Annotated in this window: 27 protein-coding genes and 1 pseudogene; 16 read left to right on the top strand and 12 right to left on the bottom strand. The window is 70.6% G+C overall.

Translation table 11 applies throughout. The features are described 5' to 3' along the window. Positions 1 to 148 precede the first annotated feature (148 nt). Positions 149 to 571: a VOC family protein gene (locus AB0M73_RS38260; protein ID WP_363901881.1), complete on the top strand. Its 423-nt coding sequence runs from the start codon at positions 149 to 151 to the stop codon at positions 569 to 571. Here the strand turns inward: AB0M73_RS38260 and AB0M73_RS38255 are convergent. Together AB0M73_RS38255 and AB0M73_RS38250 are read right to left on the bottom strand one after the other, a co-directional pair. Then, positions 550 to 1701 (bottom strand): serine hydrolase domain-containing protein, encoded by a 1152-nt coding sequence (locus tag AB0M73_RS38255; protein ID WP_363901878.1) that lies wholly within the window; start codon positions 1699 to 1701, stop codon positions 550 to 552. The genes AB0M73_RS38260 and AB0M73_RS38255 overlap by 22 nt on opposite strands. After that, positions 1698 to 3125: an alpha/beta fold hydrolase gene (locus AB0M73_RS38250; protein WP_363901875.1), complete on the bottom strand. Its 1428-nt coding sequence runs from the start codon at positions 3123 to 3125 to the stop codon at positions 1698 to 1700. Before AB0M73_RS38250 ends, AB0M73_RS38255 begins: the two co-directional genes overlap by 4 nt. Before the next feature lie 504 nt (positions 3126 to 3629). Here AB0M73_RS38250 and AB0M73_RS38245 point away from each other — a divergent pair. Beyond that, positions 3630 to 3959, top strand: coding sequence for a MazG nucleotide pyrophosphohydrolase domain-containing protein (locus AB0M73_RS38245; RefSeq protein WP_363901873.1), 330 nt, complete (start codon positions 3630 to 3632; stop codon positions 3957 to 3959). Here AB0M73_RS38245 and AB0M73_RS38240 read toward each other — a convergent pair. Then, positions 3922 to 4119: a hypothetical protein gene (locus AB0M73_RS38240; protein WP_363901870.1), complete on the bottom strand. Its 198-nt coding sequence runs from the start codon at positions 4117 to 4119 to the stop codon at positions 3922 to 3924. The two genes, AB0M73_RS38245 and AB0M73_RS38240, sit on opposite strands and share 38 nt — an antisense overlap. 609 nt (positions 4120 to 4728) lie before the next feature. Then, positions 4729 to 5289: a CGNR zinc finger domain-containing protein gene (locus tag AB0M73_RS38235; RefSeq protein WP_363901867.1), complete on the bottom strand. Its 561-nt coding sequence runs from the start codon at positions 5287 to 5289 to the stop codon at positions 4729 to 4731. 85 nt (positions 5290 to 5374) lie between these two features. Here AB0M73_RS38235 and AB0M73_RS38230 point away from each other — a divergent pair, with 85 nt between their 5' ends. Beyond that, positions 5375 to 5920, top strand: a complete 546-nt coding sequence (locus AB0M73_RS38230) for a GNAT family N-acetyltransferase (RefSeq protein ID WP_363901864.1) — start codon at positions 5375 to 5377, stop codon at positions 5918 to 5920. Here AB0M73_RS38230 and AB0M73_RS38225 read toward each other — a convergent pair. Next, positions 5911 to 7752 (bottom strand): hypothetical protein, encoded by a 1842-nt coding sequence (locus AB0M73_RS38225; RefSeq protein ID WP_363901861.1) that lies wholly within the window; start codon positions 7750 to 7752, stop codon positions 5911 to 5913. The genes AB0M73_RS38230 and AB0M73_RS38225 overlap by 10 nt on opposite strands. 288 nt (positions 7753 to 8040) lie before the next feature. Between AB0M73_RS38225 and AB0M73_RS38220 the strand changes: the two genes are divergently transcribed. Beyond that, complete coding sequence (locus AB0M73_RS38220) at positions 8041 to 8760, top strand: alpha/beta fold hydrolase (protein ID WP_363901857.1); 720 nt, start codon at positions 8041 to 8043, stop codon at positions 8758 to 8760. Here the strand turns inward: AB0M73_RS38220 and AB0M73_RS38215 are convergent. Beyond that, positions 8739 to 9086: a hypothetical protein gene (locus AB0M73_RS38215; RefSeq protein WP_363901854.1), complete on the bottom strand. Its 348-nt coding sequence runs from the start codon at positions 9084 to 9086 to the stop codon at positions 8739 to 8741. The two genes, AB0M73_RS38220 and AB0M73_RS38215, sit on opposite strands and share 22 nt — an antisense overlap. A 2-nt stretch (positions 9087 to 9088) precedes the next feature. Then, a pseudogene (locus AB0M73_RS38210) lies at positions 9089 to 9798 on the bottom strand (SDR family oxidoreductase). A gap of 182 nt (positions 9799 to 9980) precedes the next feature. Here AB0M73_RS38210 and AB0M73_RS38205 point away from each other — a divergent pair. The 4 genes from AB0M73_RS38205 to AB0M73_RS38190 are packed head-to-tail and all read left to right on the top strand — an operon-like array spanning position 9981 to position 12070. Further along, on the top strand, positions 9981 to 10400 hold the full coding sequence (locus tag AB0M73_RS38205) for a nuclear transport factor 2 family protein (RefSeq protein WP_363901851.1): 420 nt from the start codon (positions 9981 to 9983) through the stop codon (positions 10398 to 10400). A 1-nt stretch (position 10401) separates the two neighbouring features. Continuing rightward, positions 10402 to 11244, top strand: a complete 843-nt coding sequence (locus tag AB0M73_RS38200; protein WP_363901848.1) for a DinB family protein — start codon at positions 10402 to 10404, stop codon at positions 11242 to 11244. Then, on the top strand, positions 11241 to 11783 hold the full coding sequence (locus tag AB0M73_RS38195; protein WP_363901845.1) for a DUF664 domain-containing protein: 543 nt from the start codon (positions 11241 to 11243) through the stop codon (positions 11781 to 11783). Before AB0M73_RS38200 ends, AB0M73_RS38195 begins: the two co-directional genes overlap by 4 nt. Continuing rightward, positions 11783 to 12070 (top strand): DUF1905 domain-containing protein, encoded by a 288-nt coding sequence (locus AB0M73_RS38190; RefSeq protein ID WP_363901925.1) that lies wholly within the window; start codon positions 11783 to 11785, stop codon positions 12068 to 12070. The genes AB0M73_RS38195 and AB0M73_RS38190 overlap by 1 nt, the downstream gene beginning before the upstream one ends. Here AB0M73_RS38190 and AB0M73_RS38185 read toward each other — a convergent pair. After that, positions 12060 to 12932 (bottom strand): NAD(P)H-binding protein, encoded by an 873-nt coding sequence (locus AB0M73_RS38185; RefSeq protein ID WP_363901842.1) that lies wholly within the window; start codon positions 12930 to 12932, stop codon positions 12060 to 12062. The two genes, AB0M73_RS38190 and AB0M73_RS38185, sit on opposite strands and share 11 nt — an antisense overlap. A 70-nt stretch (positions 12933 to 13002) precedes the next feature. Between AB0M73_RS38185 and AB0M73_RS38180 the strand changes: the two genes are divergently transcribed. Together AB0M73_RS38180 and AB0M73_RS38175 are read left to right on the top strand one after the other, a co-directional pair. After that, entirely contained in the window at positions 13003 to 13842 is an 840-nt protein-coding gene (locus tag AB0M73_RS38180; RefSeq protein ID WP_363901839.1) for a LysR family transcriptional regulator, read from the top strand. A 10-nt stretch (positions 13843 to 13852) separates the two neighbouring features. Then, on the top strand, positions 13853 to 14278 hold the full coding sequence (locus AB0M73_RS38175) for a MarR family transcriptional regulator (RefSeq protein ID WP_363901837.1): 426 nt from the start codon (positions 13853 to 13855) through the stop codon (positions 14276 to 14278). A 6-nt stretch (positions 14279 to 14284) separates the two neighbouring features. Here the strand turns inward: AB0M73_RS38175 and AB0M73_RS38170 are convergent, their stop codons facing one another. Continuing rightward, entirely contained in the window at positions 14285 to 15211 is a 927-nt protein-coding gene (locus AB0M73_RS38170) for a zinc-binding dehydrogenase (RefSeq protein ID WP_363901835.1), read from the bottom strand. A 98-nt stretch (positions 15212 to 15309) separates the two neighbouring features. Here AB0M73_RS38170 and AB0M73_RS38165 point away from each other — a divergent pair, with 98 nt between their 5' ends. Further along, a complete protein-coding gene (locus AB0M73_RS38165) occupies positions 15310 to 15903 on the top strand; it encodes a TetR/AcrR family transcriptional regulator C-terminal domain-containing protein (RefSeq protein ID WP_363901832.1) in 594 nt (197 codons plus the stop codon). 102 nt (positions 15904 to 16005) lie between these two features. Here AB0M73_RS38165 and AB0M73_RS38160 read toward each other — a convergent pair whose 3' ends face one another. Next, the gene (locus AB0M73_RS38160) at positions 16006 to 16365 is read right to left on the bottom strand and encodes a YciI family protein (RefSeq protein WP_363901829.1); all 360 of its coding nucleotides are present in this window, start codon (positions 16363 to 16365) and stop codon (positions 16006 to 16008) included. A 113-nt stretch (positions 16366 to 16478) separates the two neighbouring features. On the opposite strand from AB0M73_RS38160, the gene AB0M73_RS38155 reads away from it, so the two are divergent. Next, positions 16479 to 17546, top strand: coding sequence for a hypothetical protein (locus tag AB0M73_RS38155; RefSeq protein ID WP_363901826.1), 1068 nt, complete (start codon positions 16479 to 16481; stop codon positions 17544 to 17546). On the opposite strand, the gene AB0M73_RS38150 is transcribed toward AB0M73_RS38155, so the two are convergent. Then, entirely contained in the window at positions 17530 to 18207 is a 678-nt protein-coding gene (locus tag AB0M73_RS38150) for an alpha/beta hydrolase (RefSeq protein WP_363901823.1), read from the bottom strand. The genes AB0M73_RS38155 and AB0M73_RS38150 overlap by 17 nt on opposite strands. Before the next feature lie 59 nt (positions 18208 to 18266). Between AB0M73_RS38150 and AB0M73_RS38145 the strand changes: the two genes are divergently transcribed. The 3 genes from AB0M73_RS38145 to AB0M73_RS38135 all read left to right on the top strand — a co-directional run bounded on the left by AB0M73_RS38145 (position 18267) and on the right by AB0M73_RS38135 (position 21275). Continuing rightward, on the top strand, positions 18267 to 19223 hold the full coding sequence (locus tag AB0M73_RS38145) for a WYL domain-containing protein (RefSeq protein ID WP_363901820.1): 957 nt from the start codon (positions 18267 to 18269) through the stop codon (positions 19221 to 19223). 46 nt (positions 19224 to 19269) lie between these two features. Next, positions 19270 to 20121, top strand: a complete 852-nt coding sequence (locus AB0M73_RS38140) for an LLM class flavin-dependent oxidoreductase (protein WP_363901817.1) — start codon at positions 19270 to 19272, stop codon at positions 20119 to 20121. Positions 20122 to 20423: 302 nt separating this feature from the next. Beyond that, positions 20424 to 21275: an LLM class flavin-dependent oxidoreductase gene (locus AB0M73_RS38135; RefSeq protein WP_363901814.1), complete on the top strand. Its 852-nt coding sequence runs from the start codon at positions 20424 to 20426 to the stop codon at positions 21273 to 21275. 22 nt (positions 21276 to 21297) lie between these two features. Here the strand turns inward: AB0M73_RS38135 and AB0M73_RS38130 are convergent, their stop codons facing one another. Beyond that, a complete protein-coding gene (locus tag AB0M73_RS38130) occupies positions 21298 to 21984 on the bottom strand; it encodes a class I SAM-dependent methyltransferase (protein ID WP_363901811.1) in 687 nt (228 codons plus the stop codon). A 77-nt stretch (positions 21985 to 22061) separates the two neighbouring features. On the opposite strand from AB0M73_RS38130, the gene AB0M73_RS38125 reads away from it, so the two are divergent. Next, positions 22062 to 23087, top strand: coding sequence for a hypothetical protein (locus AB0M73_RS38125; protein ID WP_363901808.1), 1026 nt, complete (start codon positions 22062 to 22064; stop codon positions 23085 to 23087). Positions 23088 to 23094 lie beyond the last annotated feature (7 nt).

Genomic DNA, 23094 nt, shown 5'->3' with positions numbered 1-23094 from the left:
GCAGGGAAGGACGCCTTACCTGCATGCCGCCATGCAGGTAAGGCGTCCTTCCCTGCGTTCAACGAGGGTAAGGCGTCCTTCCCTGCATAAAGGGGTGGCACCGGGTCGGGCGGGGGCTGAGGCGCGGGAGGTGTGAGAAGGTGGCCTGGTGGAGCTGAAGCTGGAGTTGGTGCTGCTGCCCGTGGCTGATGTGGACCGGGCCAAGGCGTTCTATGCCGACAAGTGCGGGTTCGCCGTGCATGTCGACCACCGGGCCGGGGAGAGCTTCCGGGTGGTGCAGATGGATCCGCCGGGGTCGGCGTGCTCCATCTCGTTCGGCGTGGGCATCACGGACGCGGAGCCGGGCACGGTGAAGGGGCTGCACCTCGTGGTCGACGACATCGCGGCGGTCAGGGAGTCGTTGGCGGCCAAGGGGTTGGAGGTCAGCGAGGTCCGGCACATGAAGGACGGCTGGCAGCCGGGCGCGGACCCCGACCACGCCGACTACAACTCCTTCGCGGACTTCGCCGACCCGGACGGCAACACCTGGGTGTTGCAGGAGAAGGGCTATCAGTCGTCCAGCGCCGAGTAGACGCCGTTCCAGAAGTCCAGGTACAGCGGGGAAGTCAGCGGGAACGCGGCCTGCTGGGTCATGAGCACGGCCGTGAGCTCCTCGGCCGGGTCGTTGTGCCATGACGTGCCGAGACCGCCGTCCCAGCCGTAACGGCCGGGGGTGGCCCACAGCTGATCGCGCTTGGTGACGACCTGCACGCCGAAGCCCCAGCCCCGGTGCTCGCCGAAGAAGCCGGGCCAGAAGCCGTCGGAGGCGTGCTGGGCGGGCGTGAGGTGGTCGGTGGTCATCAGGGCGACCGACGGTCGGGACAGGATGCCCTTTCCGTTGCCCAGCAACATGGTCGCGAAGGCCAGGTAGTCGTCGGCGGTGGAGACCAGACCGCCGCCGCCGGCCTCGAAGGCGGGCGGCCTGCTCCACTGCCCGCCGACGGCGTCGAAGACCTGGCCGTCGGAGTAGCCGGCGGTGAGACGCCCGATCTTGTCGGCCGGCACGTGGAAGCCGGTGTCGATCATGCCGAGGGACTCGAACAGGTGCTCCCGCATGGCCTCGCCGAGCGTCGTGCCGGTGGCCCGGGCCAGCAGCACGCCCAGCACCTCGGCGCCGACGTGGTACATCCACCGCTCCCCCGGCTGGGCGAGCAGCGGCAGCGTGCCGAAGCGGCGCATCCACTCGTCCGGCTCGGGCGGACCGGCCGGCTGCGGCGGGCCGTCGCCGAGCCCGAGGTTCAGCGCCGCGGCGGCGGCCTGCACGGGATAGGTGCCGGGCGGGGCGAAGATGCCGCCCCAACCGAGGCGGAAGGTCAACAGGTCCCGCAACGTGATGGGACGGTTGGCCGGCACGGTGTCGTCGAGCGGGGCGTCGAGGGACGTGAGGACCCGGCGGTCGGCCAGCTCGGGCAGCAGCTCGTCGACGGGGTCGTCCAGCCGCAGCCGGCCCTGCTCCACCAGTGCCATGGCCAGCGCGGCGGTGATCGGCTTGGTCATGGAGCTGATGCGGAACAGGGTGTCCCGCCGGACATCCCCGATCACGTCGACGTGCGTCTCGCCGCGACGGTGGATCACGCTGACCAGACCGGGGCAGGCCCCGCTGTCGACGTGCTTGCACAGGGTGTCGTACAGGCGGGTCAGGCCCCGGCTGGACAGGCTCATCGCGTGAACACCCCGATCCAGCGGTTGTCCCGCTCCTCCACGGACACCGGCGTGACGCCGTCGACCGCGAAGCCGTCGAACTGGCTTCGGGTCAGCGGCCAGGGCGGGCCATCGGGGATGGTGCCCTCCTCACGGGACATCGCGACCACGAACAACGTGCCGCCGGGCGCCAACAGGGTGCCGACGGCGGCGGTGGCCTCGGCCCGGATCGACTCCGGCAGCGCCTGCACGGTGAAGATCTCGACGATGAAGTCGAAGGCCCGCAACCATTCCTTCGGCAGGTCGAACAGGTCGGCGACCTGGAAGTCGACGCCCGGGTGCCGTTCGTGGGCCACCTCGATCGCCGTCTCGGAGACGTCGAACGCCGTGGTGGCAAAGCCCTTGCCGGCCAGGAACCCGGCGTCCGCGCCGAGCCCGCAGCCGACGACCAGGCCGCGCTTGCCCTGGCCCGTGCGGCCTTCGAGGTACTCGGCCAGCATCGGGTGCGGGTGCTGCCGGTTCCAAGGCATCAGGACCTCGCCGCGCACGCCCTCGGCGTACAGGCGGTCGAACCAGGACGTCGGCTGGCCGACGGCGATCGCTTGCGCGGCAAGGCGATCGCCGCGCAGGTCCCAGTCGTCGGTGGCCATCTCGGCGACGGCCGTGATCACCCTGTCCCAGGCCCGGGGCGGCAGCTCGTGGCCGACCTGCTTGAGCGTCAGCAGCTCGGCGCCGGGAATCGCGTCGGCCAGCGCCCGGCCGTGCTCGATCGGGAACAGCGGGTCCTCGTCGCCGTGGATGACCAGCGTCGGCGCGGTGATCTCGCCCAGCCGGCCGGTCCAGGAATCGATGCTCTTGGTCGCGTGCGCGTTGCTCAGGGCCTCGATGTTCTTGGTCCGCGCGTACTCGTCGGTGACGAGTTTGCGGGTGGCGGCCTCGTCGAACGGCACGGACCGCGCGGCGTAGGCCCGCCCGGCCGCGACCGCCGCCTCGACCGGATCGGACGGCTGCTCGGCGGCGAAGAAGGCCCGCAGCGCCTCGGTCGGGCCGGGTAGATCGGCGCCACCGCCGCTGGTGGACAGCAGGGTGAGCGAGGCGACCCGGTCGGCGTGATTGATGCCGATCAGCTGGGCGACCGCGCCGCCCATCGAGATGCCGACGAAGTGCGCGCGCCGCACGCCGAAGTGGTCGAGCAGCGCGATCGGGTCGGCGGCCAGGTCGAGCATGGTGTAGCCGGGCTCGCCCACCGGGTAGGTGGTGGACTGGCCGGTGTCCCGCATGTCGTAGCGGATGACGAAGCCCGCCGCCTCGGCCAGCTTCTGACAGAACTCCGGCCGCCAGAAGTCCTTCGAGCCGCCGGAGCCCGACAGCAGCAGCACCGTCGGCCGACCCGGTTGGCCGAAGGTGTCCGCGTCGATCTCCACACCGTTGACGTTCACGATCATGGTTGTCCCCCTTCGGGACGACCCTATCGCGTGACATGAGCCACCACCGGTCGAACACACGTTCGATCCCGTGGTAGAGTGACTGTCGAGAGGGTGAGCCGTGAGGGGAAGTCACAGCTCACCCTCTCGCTCTCGCTCAGCGGACGCTTGTCCGCGGAAAGCGCGGACCTAGTCGCTCGAAGCGCCTTGTGGGGGCACGGCCCCCACACCCCCACGCCGGGGCTTCGCCCCGGACCCCATCAGAATGCGCTGAGGACCTCAGCAGCTGAAACACCCCACGGCGCCAAACCACCCCCCAACGGACACCCGACCACGGAGAACGCGGACCGGGTCGCTCGAAGCGCCCTGTGGGGGCACGGCCCCCACGTCGGGGCTTCGCCCCGGACCCCATAAGGGTGGGACGGTGGCACACCCTCACGCTGAGGCTTCGCCCTGGACCCGTGGGATTGGGACGGTGGCACACCCCATGCCGGGGCTGAGCCCCGGGGCCGGCAGGATGCGCCCGTGGACATCAACACCGGGAACCTGCGCGACCTGGCGCGCGTCATCTCCGACAACCTGCGGGCCAACGGTTTCCCCGCCGAAGGGGCGGCCAACCGGCAGGTGCTGGCGGTGGCCGAGGAGTGCGGCGAGTTCGTCGGGGCCTACCGTCGCTGGTCCGGGCAGGCCCGCCGCACCGGCACGGCCGAGGAGCTGCGGGCCGAGCTGGCCGACGTGGTCATCACGGCCTTCGTGGCCGCCGAGGAGCTCGGCATCGACCTCGACCAGGCCATCACCGAGAAGGCCGGCGTGGTCCTCACCCGGGGCTGGCGCGAGCAAGCATCTCCTCGGTGACCTCCCACAACCTCTCGGCATGCCCCTCGTCCAGCGCCCACGGGGCGACGCCGACCATCCAGCCGTCGCTGTCGTGCACCACCTCGGCCTCGTTGCAGCGGTAGTGGATGTCGTCGAAGACGATCGGCGACGCCAGGTGCAGCGCGGAGCTGACCGACACGATCCGCGCTTCGCCGGCGGCGGCGAGCAAGCCGTGCGGACATGGTCGCCGGCGAGGAATGGATCCGGCACGACTGCGCGGAGCCGCTGGGCGAACTGTTCCACGCAGCCCTGGCAGCGCTCCGCGACTGATCGACATTCCCACGACCGGCGAGGAAATGGCCCGCGAGCGACACATCCGGAACGGGGTTTCCGGCTTTTCGTCACAGCGTGTGCACGACAAGAGGTTGAATGCGCCACTATCGGAAGGGGAGGGTGACTCACCCCCAGCGGGTCACCCTCCCCGGCTCGTTTCCCCCGGGCAGAAACGCTTTTCTCCGAATCGGGCGTCAGTCTAGCCCAGGGCGAACAGGGCGGCCAGCGCCAATTACCGGACCGCCCGCGGACTGGGACAACGCCTAGTTGATCACCCGTTCGGCGTCACAAAGCGCATTCCCGGGTCCGGCCATTGTCAAAGAGCGGGACGCGGCCGCTCGGGGGTGTTTTCCAGGTGTCCGGCCGGGCGGCCGACGAGGACGGCGGCCGGACATTTTCGTCAGACTCATGAATGCGGCTCGCGGGGCAGGTCACCGGCCTGCCGGGCCGGGGAAGCGAAACCCTGCGGATCCGGTCACGCGGTCGACTTGGCCCGGGCCCGATGCGCGCGGAGATTCTCCACGTTGCCGCAGGTCTTGGTGGCGTGCCAGACCCCGCTGTTGTTACGAGAGCGATCGAAGAATGCGACCTGGCAGCGGGGATTGCGGCAGACCTTGAGCCGCCGCCAGGTGTCGGCCTGCTGCGCGGCGAGCATCTCGATCAGCACCACCGACGCCACCAGCCGCGCCCCGGTCCCCCGCGGCTCGACGGCCACCCGGCCGTCGGACCCCAGCCGCAGCGTCGCCGACGACAGCTCATGCGCGGGCTCCCCACCGGTCAGCAGGGTCTTGATCTCCTCGCGCAAACCGCGGACCTGATCGAGGTCACGCTCCGTCAGCGACACCTCAGGCCGCTCACGGCCGGTCTCCCCGGCCCACGCCGCGAGCGCGCCGTCGAGCCAGGGCTGAGCGTCGTCCAGCGAGGCCAACAGATCCACTCGCGGCTTGCCGGCCGGGAGCGTGTTCAGCAGGTCGTGCACGAAGCCGAGGCCTGCCGGGGCGACGTCCATCCCGTACCGCCCGTTCGCCGGCCACACGGCGCACCACCTCTCGACGACATACCTGTCAAGCATACAGTTATTTCGCATGGAGGGATCGGCACGCCCGGGCTAGCCTCCGGCCGTGACGCCGACCATCCGCACCGAACGCCTGCTGCTGGAGCCCTACGACCACGGCGACGAAGAGACCTTCGTGGTGCTGGTGGGCGACGAGGCCGTCAACCGCTACGTCGGCGACGGCGCACTGTCCGAACAGGACGCCCGGTCGCTGTTCCTCCGCGTGTTCCCGGTCTACGAGGAGAACCGCTTCGACGTCTGGGCGGTGCGCGAGGACGGCCGGCACATCGGGCACGCCGAGATCAAGCCCAGCAAGACGATCGAGGGCCACGAGCTGGTCTACGTCCTGGCCGAGTCGGCCTGGGGCCGTGGCCTCGGCACCGAGCTGGCCGCCGCCATCGTGGCCTACGGCTTCGGCACGCTCGGACTCGACCGGGTCTACGCCACTGTGCACGAGGACAACGCGGCCTCGCTGCACACCCTGGGCAAGATCGGCTTCGTGCACGACCGCGACGTGTCCAATGAGGACGGCCATGTCACCAGAGTGCTGGTGGCACACCGGGATCGCGCGGGGGAAGGCACGCTTCCCCCGCGCGATCAGCATCACGGGTAGTCGGTGACGAACACCGGCTGGCCGACCTTGGTCGTGTCGGCCGGGCCGCCGACGCCGTTGACCACGTGGTCGATGGTGCCGGCGCTGAGGTTGACGGTCATGATGTGGTGCAGCTGCACGCCGGGCCGGTTCGGGGCCTCGAAACCGTTGGCGGTGTGGATGGTCGTGTTGTTCTGGTTGAACACGTAGACCCCGGCCCCGTACAGGTGGTGGGTCTTCACCTTGTCGCCGACCTTGTAGCCGCCGTAGCCCAACACCTTGCCGTTCATCCAGTCGGCCTGCGTCGGCGGGTCGTAGGGCAGCTCGTTCTGGTACATGATGGTGGTGCCGTCGTTGCCGTTCCAGACCGTGTTGTACGTCTGGAAGTGCTCGACGAACATGCCGGTGGCGGTGACGTGGTCGCCGTTGATGACCGCGCCGACCCGGCCGATGTTGGTGTTCCAGCGCTGGGTGTCGGTCAGGTTCTCCACGCCGTGGTCGGCCCGCCACACCCAGGTGTTGTCGATGATCACGTTGTCGCTGTTGACCTCCAGCGCGGTGTCGGCGCTGCCCACGTGCGGGCCGCCGACGCGGAAGTACACATCGGACAGTGTCGTGGGGTCGCCGGCCGAGCTGAAGCCGATGCCGTGCTCACGGCCGACCCGCAGCAGCACCGGGGACTTCTGGGCGCCGGCGTCGAAGGTCACGCCGGCCACGATCACGCCGGGCACGTTGGCGATGTCCAACGGAATCGCGCCGTGGTCGGCGGTGAGCGTGGCGTGCCCGAGCCCGAGGATCACGGTATCTGGCCGGAACACGTGGATGCTCTGCGCCACGTTGTACACGCCCGGCGTGAGCAGAAGGTTCCTGCCCAGCGCCAGTTCCGCGTTGATCAGCCACACCGGGTCGGACGGCTTGGCCACGAAGAAGTCGGACAGCGGGACGGTGCGCCCGGGCGTCAAGCCGTTGGCCCAGGTGACGCCCTTGCTGTTGTGCTGCACCGACGGCACCCGCACGTTGTACTTCCCGTGCGAGTCCAGGAAGAGGTACGACTTCTCGCGGCTGGCCGGGGTGGTGTCGAGAGTCGTGTACGGCGGGTTGGGGAAGCCCGTCTCGGCGGGCGCGCCGACCACACCGGAGAAGACCTGGTTCCACACGCCGTTGGACCAGCCGGCGACCTCGCTGTTGCGGATCAGCCACTGCTGCTGCGAGCCGTTGGTCACCGACGGCAGCTTGGAGTCGGCGATGAAGCCGCCGCTGGCGTACTGCGGGCCGGCGGTGCAGTAGTCCATCAGCGACAGGCCGCCGCCGGTGACGTTGACCCGGCGCACCGAAGCGGCCTGCGACACGGCCCAGAAGTTGGCGGTGGCGCGGCAGGCGTCCTGGCCGGTGGCGTTGATGTTGAGCGAGAGGTTGGACACGGTGCGCCAGAAGTTCACCAGCGCCAGGCAGTTGCTGGTGCCGCCGCCCTCCAGGCACCGGTTGTAGGTCTCGATCTTGCCGTTGATCACGACGTCGTTCGGGGACACGCCGAGGCCGGCGATCTCGGTGTAGTAGCCGACCTTGATCTGCAGCGGCTGGGTCGCGGTGCCGTAGGTGCCGGGCTTGAACAGGAACGCGACGCGCTGCGTGCCCATCTCGTTGTCGACCTGCTGCGTGCTGGCCGCGTCCAGCGCCGCCTGGATCTGCGTCACCGGCATCGACGGGTCGAACACGGTGACGTTGGGGCCCAGGTCGGGGCCGCCGCTGCCGCCGGGGTGGTACTGCGGCGCCGGAGCCGCCGTCGCTATGGCGGGCAGGGCCGCCACCAGCGCGATGCCGAGCACGAGCGCCCGGCCGAGTCTTCGAGCCATGGTCATAGGTCGTCCTGTCGTCTCGGGGTCTGACGAACGCTGGGAAGGGGGCTTTCCTCCACTCGGAGTGGAGGAAAGCCCCCTTCCCAGCGTCGGGCGGACCGGTGAGAGCGCTCTCTCGCGGCCCGGGCGGGTCCCGTGTTCGGTCTAACGATGGGAGGTTGGCTAGTTCTACCTCGTTGATCGCCCCCGCGCTACGGCCCGACCGGATTGAGCGTCCGGACGTCCCCTCCGCGGCGTTCGAGTGACCACGCACCGCGACGGACCGGTCACGGCTAGGGTTGGACCGTGCCCACTTCCGTCCTGCCCACCGTGCGGGTCGGGGATGTGGAGATCGCCTACCGGGACACCGGTTCCGGCGACGGCCCGCCGGTCGTGCTGCTGCACGCCATGGCCAGCAGCGGCAGGACCTGGCGCCGGCTGGCGGCGGGCCTGGGCGACCGCCGGGTGATCGTGCCGGATCTGCGGGGCCACGGCCGGAGTTCCCGCGCGGCGGACTACACGCTGGCCGGTTTCCGGGACGACATCGTCGGTCTGCTCGACGAGTTGGGCCTGAGACAAGTGGACCTGGTCGGCCATTCGCTGGGCGGGCGGGTGGCGGCGATGATCGCGCTGGAGCAGCCGGGCCGGGTGCGCCGGCTGGTCCTGGAGGACACTCCCCCGCCGCCGCACGAGCCGGGCCCACCGCCGACGAGATCGTTGGCGTCGCTGGCCGAACTGCTCGTGTGGCGCGCCTTCGATCGGGCCATGGTGCGGCCGGTGGTCACGCAGTTCCGCACGCCGGACCCGTTCTGGTGGTCACGGCTGCCGGCGGTCGCGGCGCCGACGCTGCTCGTGCACGGCGGCCCGGGCAGCCACGTCCGGCTCGACCACGTCACGGAGATGACGCGCCGGCTGCCGAACGGGCGACTGGTGGCCATCGCGGCCGGGCACCGCGTGCACAGCCGGTGCCCGAACCAGTTCCGCGATGTGGTGGTGCCGTTTCTTCAGAGCCGCGACACCTGGTAGTGCCGAATCTTCTCACCCTCGACCACCAGGCTGAGCTGAACGCTCACGGTGTCCCGGTCGGTGAAGGTGAAATCGACGTGCAGGTAGCCCAGCACCAGGTTCTCGGCCAGCCGGCGCGTTTCCTGGATCTCGTACTCGGCCACCATTCCGAGCGGCTGGGAATCGTAGTACTCGGCGACTCCCTTGGGCCCGACCGTGTACGGATGCAGGCCCTGGAAAATAGCGTCCTCGGTGAAGTTGACGGCCACCCGCTCGGGATCGTGGGCGTCGACCGCGCTCTTCCACCGGTCCAGGACCGTGGTCAGGATCTGCTCTTCGGCGTTCATTCTCAGTGCCCCGCGCTCTGGCCGCCGTCGACGTGCAGGATCTCGCCGGTGACGAACCGGTTGTTCTCCAGGTACAGAATGGCGTCGACCACCTCGTCGATCTCGCCCAGCCTACCGACGGGGTGCAAGCCGGCCAGGAAGTCGTGCGTCTCCGGCGCGTGCATCGGCGTGCGGATGATGCCCAGCGCCACGCTGTTGACCCGCACGCCGCGGGCCGCGTACTCGATGGCCAGGGACCTGGTCACGGCGTTGAGGCCGCCCTTGGTCAGCGAGGCCAGCGCCGAGGGCACCTGGGCGAGGGCGTGGTCGACCAGCGTGGTCGAGATCGACACGACGTGCCCGCCGCCCTGTTCCACCATGGCCGCCACCGCGCCGCGGGAGACGTCGAAGAATCCCCGCAGGTTGATGCCGGTGACCGCGTCGTAGTCCTCGTCGGTGTACTCGGTGAACGGCTTGGCCACGAATATGCCGGCATTGTTGACCAGCGTGTCGATTCGCCGAACGTGGCCAGCGTCTGCTGGACCACCTCGACGCCGGCGCCCGGCCGGGAAAGGTCGGCCCTGATGGCCAACACCTCCGGATCGCCGGATTCCTCGATGGACCGGGAAACGGCCACCACGCGGTAGCCGAGTTTGCGGTAGGCGGCCACCAAGCCGGCGCCGATGCCCTGGGACGCGCCGGTGACAATCGCGACCTTGTGTGCTGTGCTCATCGAACTTCTCGCTTTCCGGGTGGTTCCTCCGTCTGACTAGTTCGATGGTGCTCCAACAAGAACTCGGTTGCCACGACCGCTTTCCTAGGCTGTGGTAGGCGAAACCTCACAGGGCCGCGCACATCCCGCCAACCTGACGCTTCGGAGCGCCGGCAGTGCCCGGTGGCGGCGATGATGGACCCATGTCCGACGATCACGTGGCGATCCAGAACCTGATCGCCCGCTACGCCCTCCTGGTCGACACCGGCGACTTCGCCGGCGTCGGCGAGCTGTTCGCCGAGGCCACCTTCGTCGGCGTCGGCGAGTTCACCGGCCGCGAGGCCGTCACCGGGATGCTGGAGAACACCGTCATCCGCTACGAGGACGGCACGCCCGGCACCCAGCACGCCACCAGCAACCTGATCATCGACGTCGACGGGGACACCGCCGTCACACACGCGTACGTGACGATTTTCCAGGCCCTGCCGGACTTTCCGCTCCAGTGCATCGCCGCCGGCCGCTACCGGGACGCCTTCGCGCGCGTCGACGGCCGCTGGCGATTCGCCGAACGGCGGGTCACGATTCACCTGCGCGGGGACTTGAGCCGGCACCTACAGTCCTGACATGCCCGAGTTCATCCGCGAGGATCTCAGCGGCTCCCGGTTCGAGCGCGTCCGGTTCATCGGGGCCGAGTTCCGTTCCGTCAACCTGACCGACGTGACGATGCGTGGGGCGCTGGTCAAGGACGCCACCCTGCACGGCCTGGAGCTGCGCAACGTGGACATCACCGGCGAGTTGGTCAACGTCACCGTGAACGGGGTCGACATCGGCCCGCTGGTCGAGGCCGAGCTGGACCGCCGGCACCCCGACCGGGCGAAGATGCGGCCCACCGACCCGGCCGGCTTCCGCGCCGCGTGGGACGTGGTGGAACGCCTGTGGGACGGCACCGTGCAGCGGGCCCGCACCTTCGATCCCGCGCTGCTGCACGAATCCGTGGACGGCGAGTGGTCGTTCACCGAGACCCAGCGGCATCTGGTGTTCGCCACCGAATGCTGGATCTACCGGGGAATTCTCGGCCAGCCGGCGCCGTGGCACGAGCTTTCCCTGCCGTGGGACGAGATGCCCGACACCCCGGGTGTGCCCCGCGACCGGGCGGCACGGCCGTCGCTGGACGAGGTGCTGGAGCTGCGGCGGGACCGGATGGCCACGGTGCGGGAGCTGGTCGACGACCTGACCGAGGAGTTCCTGGCCGGCGACACCGAGCCGGTCGACGGCGTCGGCTGGCCGCCGTCCGGGGAGAGCTTCCCGGTGCGGGAGTGCCTGCTGACCGTGCTGAACGAGGAGTGGGAGCACCGGCTGTACGCCGAACGCGATCTGGACGCCCTGGCGAGTTCCGACCGTGCCAATTCCGGCTGTGTCGATTCCGGAAGGGGATCGTCCGGAACTGGTTCTACTGTGTCGCCATGACCGAGCCCTTCGTAGACGTGCTGTTCGACGGCGTCGAGGCCGAGCCGCCGGTGGCCGGCGACGAGCTGACCACGCTGGTGCGCACCCTGGAGCGCAATCGGCGGGTGCTGGCCTGGAAGTGCGCCGGCCTCGACGCTGCCGCCATGTCGACCCAGGTCGGCAAGTCCTCGATCACCCTTGGCGGGCTGCTGCGCCACCTGACCCGGTGCGAGGCGTCGACGTTCGTGTGGAAGCTGAACGGCGGCCCGAGCCCCACCCGCGCGGACTGGGAATCCGACTGGGAATGGGGCCCGGACAGCGATGTCGAGCAGACCTGGCGGGACTGGCGGGCGGCCGTGGAGCGGTCGCGGCGGCTGGTCGCCGAGGCGCTGGCCGACGGCGGCCTCGACCGGGCCAAGGGGCAGGAGTTCCCCGGCTGGGGCACGCCCAGCCTGCGCCGGTTGCTGACCGACATGATCGAGGAGTACGCCCGGCACACCGGCCACGCCGACCTGATCCGCGAGGCGATCGACGGCCGGGTCGGGGAGGACGCCCCGTGATGGAGTTCCGCTTCAGCGGCGAGATCTGGCACTGGCGCGGGCCGTCGCCGTTCTACTTCGTGACGATGCCCGAGGAGCAGTGCCGCGAGCTGCACGAGGTGTCGGCGGCGGTCTCGTACGGCTGGGGCTGCGTGCCGTGCACCGTCACCCTCGGCGACACCACCTGGCAGACGTCCATGTTCCCCAAGGACGGCCGCTATCTCGTGCCGCTGAAGGCGAAGGTGCGCCGGGCCGAGGACGTCGACGAGGGCATGACCGTCGATCTCCGGCTGGCGGTCAGCTCTTGAGGTTCTCCTCGCACCACTGGCGGAAACCGGTGGGGCTGCAGGATTGCGGGGTACGAGGCTCGGCGCTGTCCAGGCCGTTGTTCTTGGCTGTCATCATGTCGTAGAAGCCCTGCACGACGGCCTCGGTCGCACCGGAGGCCCGCAGCCCGGCCAGGAAGGCCTCGGGCTCGGTGTGTTCACAGTGGACGGTCCGGCCGAGCACGTCGCCCATGATCGCCGCCATCTCGTTGCTGGAGATGTCTTCGGGGCCGAGCACGGCGACGTGGCCCTGGCCGGTCCAGGTGTCGTCGAGCAGCAGCCGGGTGGCCGCGGCGGCGATGTCCTTGGTGGCACAGTGCGGCAGCCTCAGGTCGGGGCGCAGCGGCGTGCGGTAGACGCCGTGCTCGACGATCTCCGCGAGATCCCGCAGCACGTTGTCCATGAAGCCGGGCAGCGCCAGGGCACGGAAGTTGACGCCGGTGCCGGCGATCAGGTCGTCCATGGCCAGCGCGGCCGTGACGAAGCCGGCCCGGTCGGCGACGGCCGTGCCGCGGCCGAGGGCGGAGACGCCGACGACGCGGTGCACGCCCTGGCTGGTGAAGGCGTCGCAGGCGGCGCGGGCGAAGTCGCGGTAGGCCGCGTCGAGACTCTCGGCCCGAAAGTTCGGCGGCGCCAACCAGAACACGGCGTCCGCGCCGGCGAAGGCGGTGTTGACGACATCGGCGTCGCCGTGCGAGCCGGTGACGACCTCGATTCGTTCTCTGACGTCTTCGGGCAGGCGGGCCGGGTCGCGCACGATCACGCGGACCTTGGCGTCGTGGGCGAGCAGGTTCCGGAGCACCTTGCTGCCGATGGCTCCGGTCGGGGTGGTCACAACGATCATGTCCTGAAGTCAACCGCCGGCCCCGCAAAAACGGAATGACCGATCCGGTTGCGATTGATACCCTGGAGATATGAGTGACCTGGAGGTCCGACAGCTCCGGTATTTCGTCGCGGTGGCCGAGGAGCTGCACTTCGGGCGGGCCGCCGAGCGACTGGGCATGGCGCAGCCGCCGCTGTCCCGGGCGATCCGGGACCTGGAGCGGCAGCTCGGCGTGCAGCTGCTGATCCGCACCACCCGGCAGGTCTCGCTCACCCCGGCCGGCGAGGTGTTGCTGCGAGACGGGCTGGCCGCGCTGGACGCCGTCGCGGCGGCCGGCCGGCGGGCCCAGCACGCCGGCCGGGACGAACCCGGGCTTCGACTGACCCTCAAGGCCGACTATGACGGCGGACTGCTGCCGCAGATCCTGGCTCTGTACGAACAAGAAGACGCCGCCGTGCCGGTGTCGGTGCACATGGGCGGCCGCGGCGAGCAGGCCCCGGCCCTGCGTGACGGCCGGGCCGACGTCGCCCTCGTCCCGGCCCCGTTCGACGACCGGGACATCGACTTCGAGCCGTTGACGACCGAGCCCTGCTTCGTCGCCCTGGCCGCGACGGATCCGTTGGTGGCCAAGGAAACCCTGGGCCAGGCCGACCTGGCCGGGCGGCCGGGGCCGAGCGACGTCAGCGGCGGCCGGCCGCTGGATCTGGCGCAGATCTTCGGCCTGGTCGAGCTGGGCAAGATCGTCTGGTACCCGCCGCTGTCGGTCACCCGCCGCCATGCCCGGCCCGGCATCGTCTACCGGCCGGTGCTCGACCTCGACCCGATCACCATCGCCGTGGCCTGGCCCCGCGAGGCGCGGTCGCCGGCCGTCGCCGCGTTCGTGCGCACGGCAATGACCGTGGCCAGCCTGGTGCCGGCCACCGCAGGCTAGGCTCGCGCCCATGGACGTCGACGATCTGGCTTCCGCGTTGCAGGACAGCGTGAGCCTGCTCGCGCGCCGACTCCGCCAGGCCGCGACGCCCGGGGAGCTCACCCTGCCGGAACGCTCGGCACTGTCCCGTTTGGACCGTGGCGGGCCGTCGACGTCGGCCGAACTGGCGCGGGCGGAGCAGATCACCCCGCAGGCCATGGCCACCACGCTCGGAGGGCTGGAGCAGCGTGGCCTGGTCGAGCGCCGCAACGACCCGCACGACGGCCGCCGGATCATCATGTCGGCCAGCGAGTCGGGGCGGGAAATGTTGCGCCGCAAGCGGGCCGCCCACGCCCGGCAGCTGGCCGCCGCCCTCGGCTCCGGCTTCTCCGAGGAGGAGTTGGCCGCGCTGGCCCTCGCCGTGCCGCTGATCGAGCGGCTGGCCCAAGGGATTTAGGGCGATCTAGGGCGTCAGCACGATCTTGCCGAGGCTGGCCCGTGCCTCCATGATCCGGTGTGCCTGGGCGGCTTCTTCGAGCGGCAGCATGGCGTGGACGGCCGGCTTCAGGGCACCTCGCGCGTATAGGTCCCACAGTTCCCCGCGGTGTCGGACGTAGACCTCCGGACGACGGGAAGCCAAGTGTGCCATGGCAAACCCGATGACGGTGCGGCCGTGGAAGCGGAGCTCGTTGACGTCCACCTTCTCCCCCGCCGCGTTGAACGAGACGAGGCGACCGAACGGCGCAAGCTGGTTCAGGGCCGCGTTCTGGGCCTCGCCGCCGGCACCGTCGAGCACGACGTCGACCGGCCGGGACGCGGTCTGGTCGTAGCGGATGACCTCGTGCGCCCCGATGCCGCGCAGAAAGTCGGCCTTGCTCTCGTCGCTGACCGCGGCTACGACCCGGCTCGCGCCGAAGGCGTTGGCCAGCTGGATCGCGAGGTGGCCGACGGCCCCGGCCGCCGCAGTGATCAACACGCTCTCGCCCGGCTGCATCGCCGCCGCACGGAGGGTGCCGAGGGCGACCTGACCGCCGCGCACCAGCGAGACCGCCGCCCCGTCGTCGACACCGTCCGGGACGAGGGCGAGGAAGGGCGCCGCGACCATGGCGAACTCGGCGTAGGCGCCGGAGAAGGCCAGGCCCGCCACGCGTTGCCCCAGCCGGAAGCCGGTGACGTTCGGGCCGATCGCCGCCACGCGGCCGACCACCTCGCCGCCGGGGACGTGCGGCAGCTCGGCGCTGTTCCCCCTGCTCAGGCGCACGATCGGCAGGCTGACGCCGATCGCGTCCACCTCGACCAGCACCTGCCCCTCGTCCGGCTCCGGCCGCTCGGCGTGGTCCGTTTCCAGCACCTCGGGTCCGCCGTAGCGGCGAAAGACGACGCGACGCATGTCTGCCCCCTCGCAACTTCAACGCTGTTGAACTTCAACGCCGTTGAAGTCTGCGGCATACTGGTGGCCGTCGTCAACGCGTCACCGAGGAGAGGCCCGTGCGGCTCAATCGCGAGCAGGTGCTGTCCGCCGCGCTCGACCTGCTCGACGAGGTAGGGCTCGACCAGCTGACCATGCGGCGGCTGACCACCGCCCTCGGCGTGCAGAACGGGGCCACGTACTGGCATTTCCGCAGCAAGCAGGCCCTGTTGGAGGCCATGGCCGACGAGCTGCTGACCGGGGCCGCCGAAGGCGTGACCGGGCCGTGGGACACGAGGGTCGCCGACCTCGCGCGACGGCTTCGGCGGGCGCTGCTGAGCCGCCGCGACGGGGCCCGCGTCTACTCGGCGGTGTTCTTCCCGCTGCCCAACGCCCTGGCCTACGGGGACGCGATGATCGGGGCGCTATTGGAGGCCGGCCTGTCGCATCGCGACGCCGCCTGGACCGCCGACACCGTCACGTATCACGTTGTGGCCCATACGATCGAGCACCAGCTGGCGTTGACCGACGAGGGCGCCGAACGGCTGGCCGCGGCCGTCGAGCCGTACCCGAACCTCGCGGCGGCCATCGAGTTCGTGCCGGCGCCCCATCCCGACGAGCACTTCGAGCACGGGCTGCGGCTGATCGTCACGGGCATCCGCGCCGCGACCTGAGGGCCGGCCGCGATCGACCGGCCCCCTGAACGTCAGCTCTGCTGACGGTTCGGCGCGCTGACGGTGTCGTCTACTGACGGTGTTGTCTACTGACGGTGTTGGCTACTGAAAGTCTTCGAACTCGACGACCTGGCGCACCTCGACCTCGATCTCCGTGAAGAGCGCGGCATACTCCTCGGCGTAGGCCACGGCCTGCTCGCGGCTGTCGGCGTTGATCAGCGCGAAGCCGCCGATGACCTCCTTGGCCTCGGTGAACGGGCCGTCGGTCGAGGCGATGGAGCCGGCGGCGGTCTTGCGCACCAGGGCGCCCTTGGCCGACGGGTGCACGCCCTCGGCCGTGATGAGGATGCCGCGGGCGGTCCAGTCCCCGATCTTCTCGCCCATTTTCTGGATGAACTCCGGGCTGGGGTTCCAGGCCTCGGGCAGGCTTTCGTCCATCCGGTGCATCATGAGGAACCGCATCGTCGTGCTCCCTGTCGTCGCTCGGCCGGTCCGTCCCCCGATCCCAGCAGACGATCCCCCGCTGTGCTGCGAAAACGCCCAAAATTCGCCGTCGGTCCCCGTACCGTGACGCCGTGATCATCACCCGTGTGCCGGCCGGCCCGATCGAGCGGCTGATCGGCCACCCGCGACTGCCCCTGATCGCCGGCATCGGCCCGGACGTGATCCACATCTGGGACGGCCAGGGTGCGCCCCAGGTCGTCGCGGCCAGCGGCCCTGTGGCCTGGCACCCGACGGAACCGTTGCTGCTGAACAGAACCGTGCGCTGGACGCCGGACGGAGTGACACCGTCGGATCTCGCCGACCACTACGACTACCTGGCGTTCAGCCCCGACGGCGAGACGGTCTTCGCGTCACCGAGCGAAGGCGACTGGGACCACGCCGACGCGATCACCAACGGCAGGGTCGAATCCGGCCCGCGCTGGGACACCGGGCTGGCAGTGCACCCGGCCGGCGGGCTGGCGGTGGCGTTGCAGAGCGAGCAGGGCGCGACGCTGGCGGTGTTCGCCCGCGTCGACCGGGGAGCGCTGCGGCTGCTGGACCGTGCGCTGATCCTGGACGCCGACGGGTACCGCGCGCCGATCTTCAGCGCCGACGGCCGGCACATCGCCATCCGTGGCAACGCTTACGAGAACACAGTGGCGGTGTTCGAGTTCCCATCGCTGCGGCGCGTGCTGTCCACGACGCTCGGCACCCCCTTCCCCGGCTACCCGATCCCGGACGACTGGCGGGCGGAGATGCACACCTGGTCGCGGCACAACATCGCGTTCGGCGCCGCCCTGTGGATCGGCACGCCGAGCGGGTCCCTGGTCGAGGTTGACATCGCCGACGGGAGCGCCGTCGAGCACGACGAACTGGTGGGCGCCCCGATCACCGCCCTGGCCGCCATGGCGACCGGCAACCTCGTCGTGGCCAGCGCCGGCGAGCTCGTGCTGGTCGCCGGCGCCACGCCGGCGGATCCCGTTGGTGTCGAAGGATTCCTGACCGCCACCAACGAGATTCCCGCCGACGCCGACGTGTGGTCGGTCGCCACCAAGACCGACGGCACCCGCAGCTGGGACGACCTGGCCACCGTGACCGAGGCCGAGCCGACCGATCCGACCTGGCTGCGGCTTCAGGCGGAGATCAACTCGCAGCGATAGCGTCGAGCAGCCGGGCCAGCTCCGCGGGCTGGGTGACCATCGGCCAGTGCCCGGAGTCGATGTCCACGTACGCCACGCGCTCGGCCTTGGCCAGCTCGGCGACCTCGCCGCCGTCGATCCACTTCTTGGCCTGCTCGGGGCTGAACTCCGGGCACACGAGCGTGACGGGCACGGCGAAGCGGCGTTCGTTGGTGTAGCGGACGGTGCCGGTGGCCACGCCCTCGGGCACGGGGATCGCGGCGGCGGCCATGCGCTGCCGGGTGGCGGCGTCGAGGTCGGCGATGTCCGGTCCCTCGAACGGATCCCAGCCGGGGAAGGCCATCGCGCCGTCGCGGATGTCGAAGAAGTTGGCGTAGGGCTGGCCGTCCGAGGTCGGGAAGCCGCCGACGAGCACGACCTTGGCCACCCGGTCCGGCCGCCGGTCGGCGGCCAGCCAGGCCAGCGTGCAGGCGGCGGAATGCCCGACCACCACGGGGTTTTCCTTCGCCGAGTCCACGGCGGACAGCACGGCCGCGAGCTGGTCGTCGAGGGTGGCGGCGGCGTTGCCGTCGCCCTGGCCGGGCAGGGTGATCGGCACGGCCCGGTGGTCGAGGGCGGCCACGACGTCGTCCCACGCGGTCGACCCGTCCAGCCACAGGCCGGAGGCGAACAGAATGTCCATGCGGGGCACCCTAGGAGCAATTCCGGACGTTCGGCTTCCGGTTCACCTAGCCTGCTGACGTGAGCACCGACATCAGCCCCACCGCGCGGGCGCTGCGGACCCTGGAGATCCTCCAGACCCGGCCCGGCACCACGGCGGACGAGCTGGCCGAGCGCCTGGGCGTGACCGAGCGCGCCGCCCGGCGCTACGTCGGCATCCTGCGTGAGGCCGGCATCCCGGTCGAGTCGGTCCGCGGCCCGCACGGCGGCTACCGGCTCGGGCGCGGGATGAAGCTGCCGCCGATCGTCTTCACCGAGGCGGAAGCGTTGGTGCTGGTCATGGCCGTGTTGGACGGCCAGCCGCCCGGCGACGACCTGCTCGGCGGGGCGCTGGGCAAGGTCATCCGGGCCCTGCCGGAGGGCATCGGACGGCAGGCCGCCGCGCTGCGTGAGCACGCCTCCGCCGCGCCGGACCGCGGCGCCGCCCGGCCCGATCCGGCCACCACCAGCGCGCTCGTCGCGGCGGTCGCGGCCAGCCGGCGCGTGGCGGTCACGTACCGGAGCGAGGCCGGGAACGAGTGGCACACCGAGGTGGACCCGTGGGCGGTGGTCGCGCGCCACGGGCGCTGGTACCTGCTCTGCCACTCGCATCGGGCCGAGGCCGTGCGGACGTACCGCATCGACCGGATCCGCGCCGTCGAGCCGACGGCGCTGGAGTTCGAGCCGCCCGAGGACCTCGATCCGGTGAAATCCCTGGAGGAGAACCTCGGCGCGGGCTGGCAGTACTCGACGCGCGTGGTGTTCGACGCGCCGGTGGCGCGGGTCGCGCCGTGGATCCGGGGGCCGATGGGGCGGCTGGAGCCGCTCGGCGACGGCTGCGTGCTGGTGGGCAGCACCAACAATCCCGAGATGTACGCGCAGGAGTGGCTGGCAGGCGTGCCGCTGCCGTTCCGCATCGAGGAAGGCCCCGAGCTGCGGGCGGCCATGGCCACGCTGGTGGCCCGGCTGACGGCGTCGCTGGCCCGGTTGCCCGAGTAGTCAGTATTCGTTACTGTCATGATTACTGACTAACTGGCGAGTGGCCATGAAGATCGGCATCGGCATGCCGAACCAGGTCCGCGACGTCGATCCCACGGTGATCCCGGAGTGGGCGAAGCGGGCCGAGGCGGCCGGTTTCTCGGCGCTGGGCACCATCGGCCGGATCGCCTACCCGGGCGTGATGGACACCGTGGCGCTGGCCGCGGCGGCCGGCGCGACCAGCACGATCGGCCTGCTCAGCCAGGTGATGCTGACGACCGTGTGGCCAGGCCGGTTGCTGGCCAAGGAGATCGCCGGCATCGACGGCGTCTCCGGCGGGCGGCTCACGCTCGGCATCGGCCTCGGCGGTCGCGAGGATGACTTCGTCGTCGAGGGGCTCGGCATGAAGGGCCTCGGCAAGCGTCTGGACGCCGACCTGGAGAGCTACCGGGAGGTGTGGACGGGACAGCCCGTGGGCGGCGGCGACAATCCCGGCGTGCCGGCCGGGACGCGCGAGGTGCCGATGCTGATCGGCGGCACGGCGGCGGCTTCGTTCAAGCGGATGGCCAAGTGGGGCGCGGGATACATCGTCCCCGGCCTGCCCGCCGCCGACGCCGCCGTCTTCTTCGACCAGGCCCGGGCCGCGTGGCGGGACGCCGGCCGCGTCGAGGAGCAGCGCCTGGTCGCCGGCGGCTACTTCGCCCTCGGCGACCCCGACCGGGGCCGGGCCAACGTGCTCGACTACTACGCCGGCATGGGCGAGTACGCCGACATGGCCGCGGCGCACCTCAGCCATGACGCGGACTCCGTGCGGGCGGCGATCGCCGCTTTCCGGGCACTGGGCGTCACCGAGTACATGCTCGTGCCGGCCACCGACGATGTGTCCGACATCGACCGTCTGGCCGAAATCGTGTTCTGACGCAGCGCGCGCACGGGCAGTCCCGCGCCGCATGGAAGGAAGCCGGTCGCACCGAGGAGATCCGCCTGGTCGCCATCGCCTACTTCGCCCTCGGAGACGTCGGCAAGGGCCGCGCCAACGTGCGCGACTACTGCTCCATCGCCGGCGTCAGCGGCTCGCCCGCGGCCGTGCCGTAGACCGATCGGGCAGTCTCCCGCCGTCTTCCGTCCGCCGAGGTTCGGGGGACGAGGGCCCTTGCGTGTCAGGGATGATTGGATAGGCTATAGGTTGAAGACTCAATATTTTCTTACAGGAGTACTTTGATGAAGATCGGCATCGGACTTCCCAACCAGGTGCGCGACGTCGACCCCACGGTGATCCCGGCCTGGGCCCGGCGGGCCGAGACGGCCGGCTTCTCCACCCTCGGCACCGTCGGCCGCATCGCCTACCCCGGCGTCATGGACAGCGTCACGCTGGCCGCCGCGGCCGGCGCGACCAGCACCATCGGCCTGATCAGCAACGTCATGCTGGCCCCGGTGTGGCCGGCGCAGCTGCTGGCCAAGGAGCTGGCCGGCATCGACGGCGTCTCCGGCGGCCGGCTCACCATCGGCTTCGGCATCGGCGGCCGCGAGGACGACTTCGTCGTCGAGGGCCGCGGCCCCAAGGGCCTCGGCAAGCGGATCGACGCCGACCTCGAGGAGTACCGCAAGTTCTGGACCGGGCAGCCGGTCGGCGGCGGCGCCAACCCCGGCGTGCCGGCCGGCACCCGTGAGGTGCCGATGCTGTTCGGCGGCATGGCCGAGGCCTCGTTCAACCGCATGGCGAAGTGGGGCGTCGGCTACGTCGCCGGCTCCGTGCCCGCCGACTGGGTGGCCGGCCACTTCGACCAGGCCCGCGCCGCGTGGCAGGCCGCCGGCCGCACCGAGGAGCAGCGCCTCGTCGCCATCGCCTACTTCGCGCTGGGCAACCCCGACAAGGGCCGCGCCAACGTGCACGACTACTACGTCGTGTCCGGCGAGTTCGCCGACCTGGTGTCGGCCAACATGTCCGACACCGCCGAGAAGCTGCGGGAGACCGTGAAGAGCTTCGAGGCCATCGGGGCCACCGACCTGATCCTCAACCCCACCACCGACGACCTCGACGACATCGAGCGGCTCGCCGAAATCGTGCTGTGACGTCCTGAAGGCCGGGGGCTGCTCACGCCTCCGGCCTTTTCCGGAACAGCGCCGTCCACAGGAAGTCCACGCCGAAGTGCGGGGTGTCCGCCCGCATGCGCCGGATCTCCACCTCGGCCAGGTCGGCGAAGATCCAGCGCAGGTCGTCGGGCTCGTAGCCGACTCCCCCGCCCAGCACCGGGTTCCGGTAGAAGTCCGCGTCGGGACGGCTGGAGCCCTCCTCGGTGGTGAAACACGTGAGGGCGAGGTGTCCGCCCGGCGCCAGGGCGCGGTCCAGGAGCTGGAGGTAGCTGATCCGGCGGTGCGGCGGCAGGTGGTGGAAGCATCCGGAGTCGTAGATCAGGTCGTACGTCCCGGTCACGGAGAAGGCGTTCTGGCAACGGAAATCGACCGTGGCGCCGGCTTCCCGGGCCCGATCCTCGGCCCAGGCGATCGCCTCGGACGACAGGTCGACGCCTTCCACCGTGAAGCCCTCGGCCGCGAGGTAGAGGGCGTTCCGCCCCGCGCCGCAGCCGACGTCCAGGGCCCGGCCGGGGGTGACGAGACCGCGTTCCAGGTACGACACCAGGCTCTCGTCCGGCTCGGCGGCGAAGAACGGCACCGGCCGCGAGCGGTCGGCGTAGAACCGGTCCCACCAGGCGGCGTCGATGGTGAACAGGCCGTCCAGCACGCTCAGCACGTCCTCGACGCAACGAATGCGGCGATCCATGTGAAGACCCTCCCCCGTGAGCCTTGATCTTATCGTTTGCGCTGGTTGGATGGGGTCTTGTGAGTGGATTCGCGATCGTGGGAACGGGCTGGCGGGCGGAGTTCTTCTGGCGGCTGGCGGCGGAGCTGGACGACCTGGACTGCGTCGGGGTGGTGTCCCGCAGCAGGAGCGACCTGCCGGTGCCGGTGTTCCGGACCGTGGACGAATGTCTGGCGGCGGGGCCCGATTTCGTGGTGACGGCGACGCCGTGGGCGGTGACGCCGTCGCTGGTGGCGGAGCTGGCCGCAGCGAGCGTGCCGGTGCTGGCGGAGACACCGCCGGCGCCGGACGTGGCGGGGCTGCGGGCGCTGTGGGCTCGCGTCGGGTCCACGGGTCTGGTGCAGGTGGCTGAGCAGTACACCCGGATGCCGTCACATGCCGCGCGGGTGGCCTTGGTGCGCAAGGGAGTGCTGGGCGAACCGACTCGCGTTGACGTGTCGTCGACGCACCAGTACCACGCCGTGTCGTTGATGCGGACCTTACTGGGCATCGGCCTTGGACGGGCCGACGTGCGGGCGGTGCGGACCATCGCCCGGCTGACGGATCCGTTGACCCGCGACGGTTGGGCCGATCCGGCCGAGGTCAAGGACGCCTCGACGACCATCGCCACCGTCGAGTTCGAGGGTGGCGGCCTGGGGCTGTACGACTTCACCGACAACCAGTGGCACAACCAGCTGCTGATGCGGCGAATCCTCGTGCGCGGCACCCTGGGTGAGTTGCGGGACAACGAGGTTGTGCGTCTGACCGCGCCGAAGACCATCGTGCGCAGCGAGATCGTGCGCCGGCAGACCGGCTACGACCTCGACCTGGACGGCTACGACACCGACCACATCACCTTCGGCGACGAGGTCCTCTACCGCAACCCGTACCAGGGAAAGCGGTGGAACGATGAGGAGATCGCCATCGCCACCCTGTTGCGGGACATGGGCCGCTGGGTCCGTGACGAGGGGCCGGCGCCCTACCCCCTGGCCGACGGCATCCAGGACCACCGCATCGCCCTGGCCATCGAGGAAGCCGCCGACAGCGGCCTCGCCGTCCGCGTGGACGACGAGCCCTGGCACTAAGTCGCTT

Source organism: Kutzneria sp. NPDC051319, assembly GCF_040682195.1.
Taxonomy (GTDB): domain Bacteria; phylum Actinomycetota; class Actinomycetes; order Mycobacteriales; family Pseudonocardiaceae; genus Kutzneria.
Note: the sequence above shows the minus strand (reverse complement) of the source record. Positions and strands in the feature narration are given on the sequence as shown.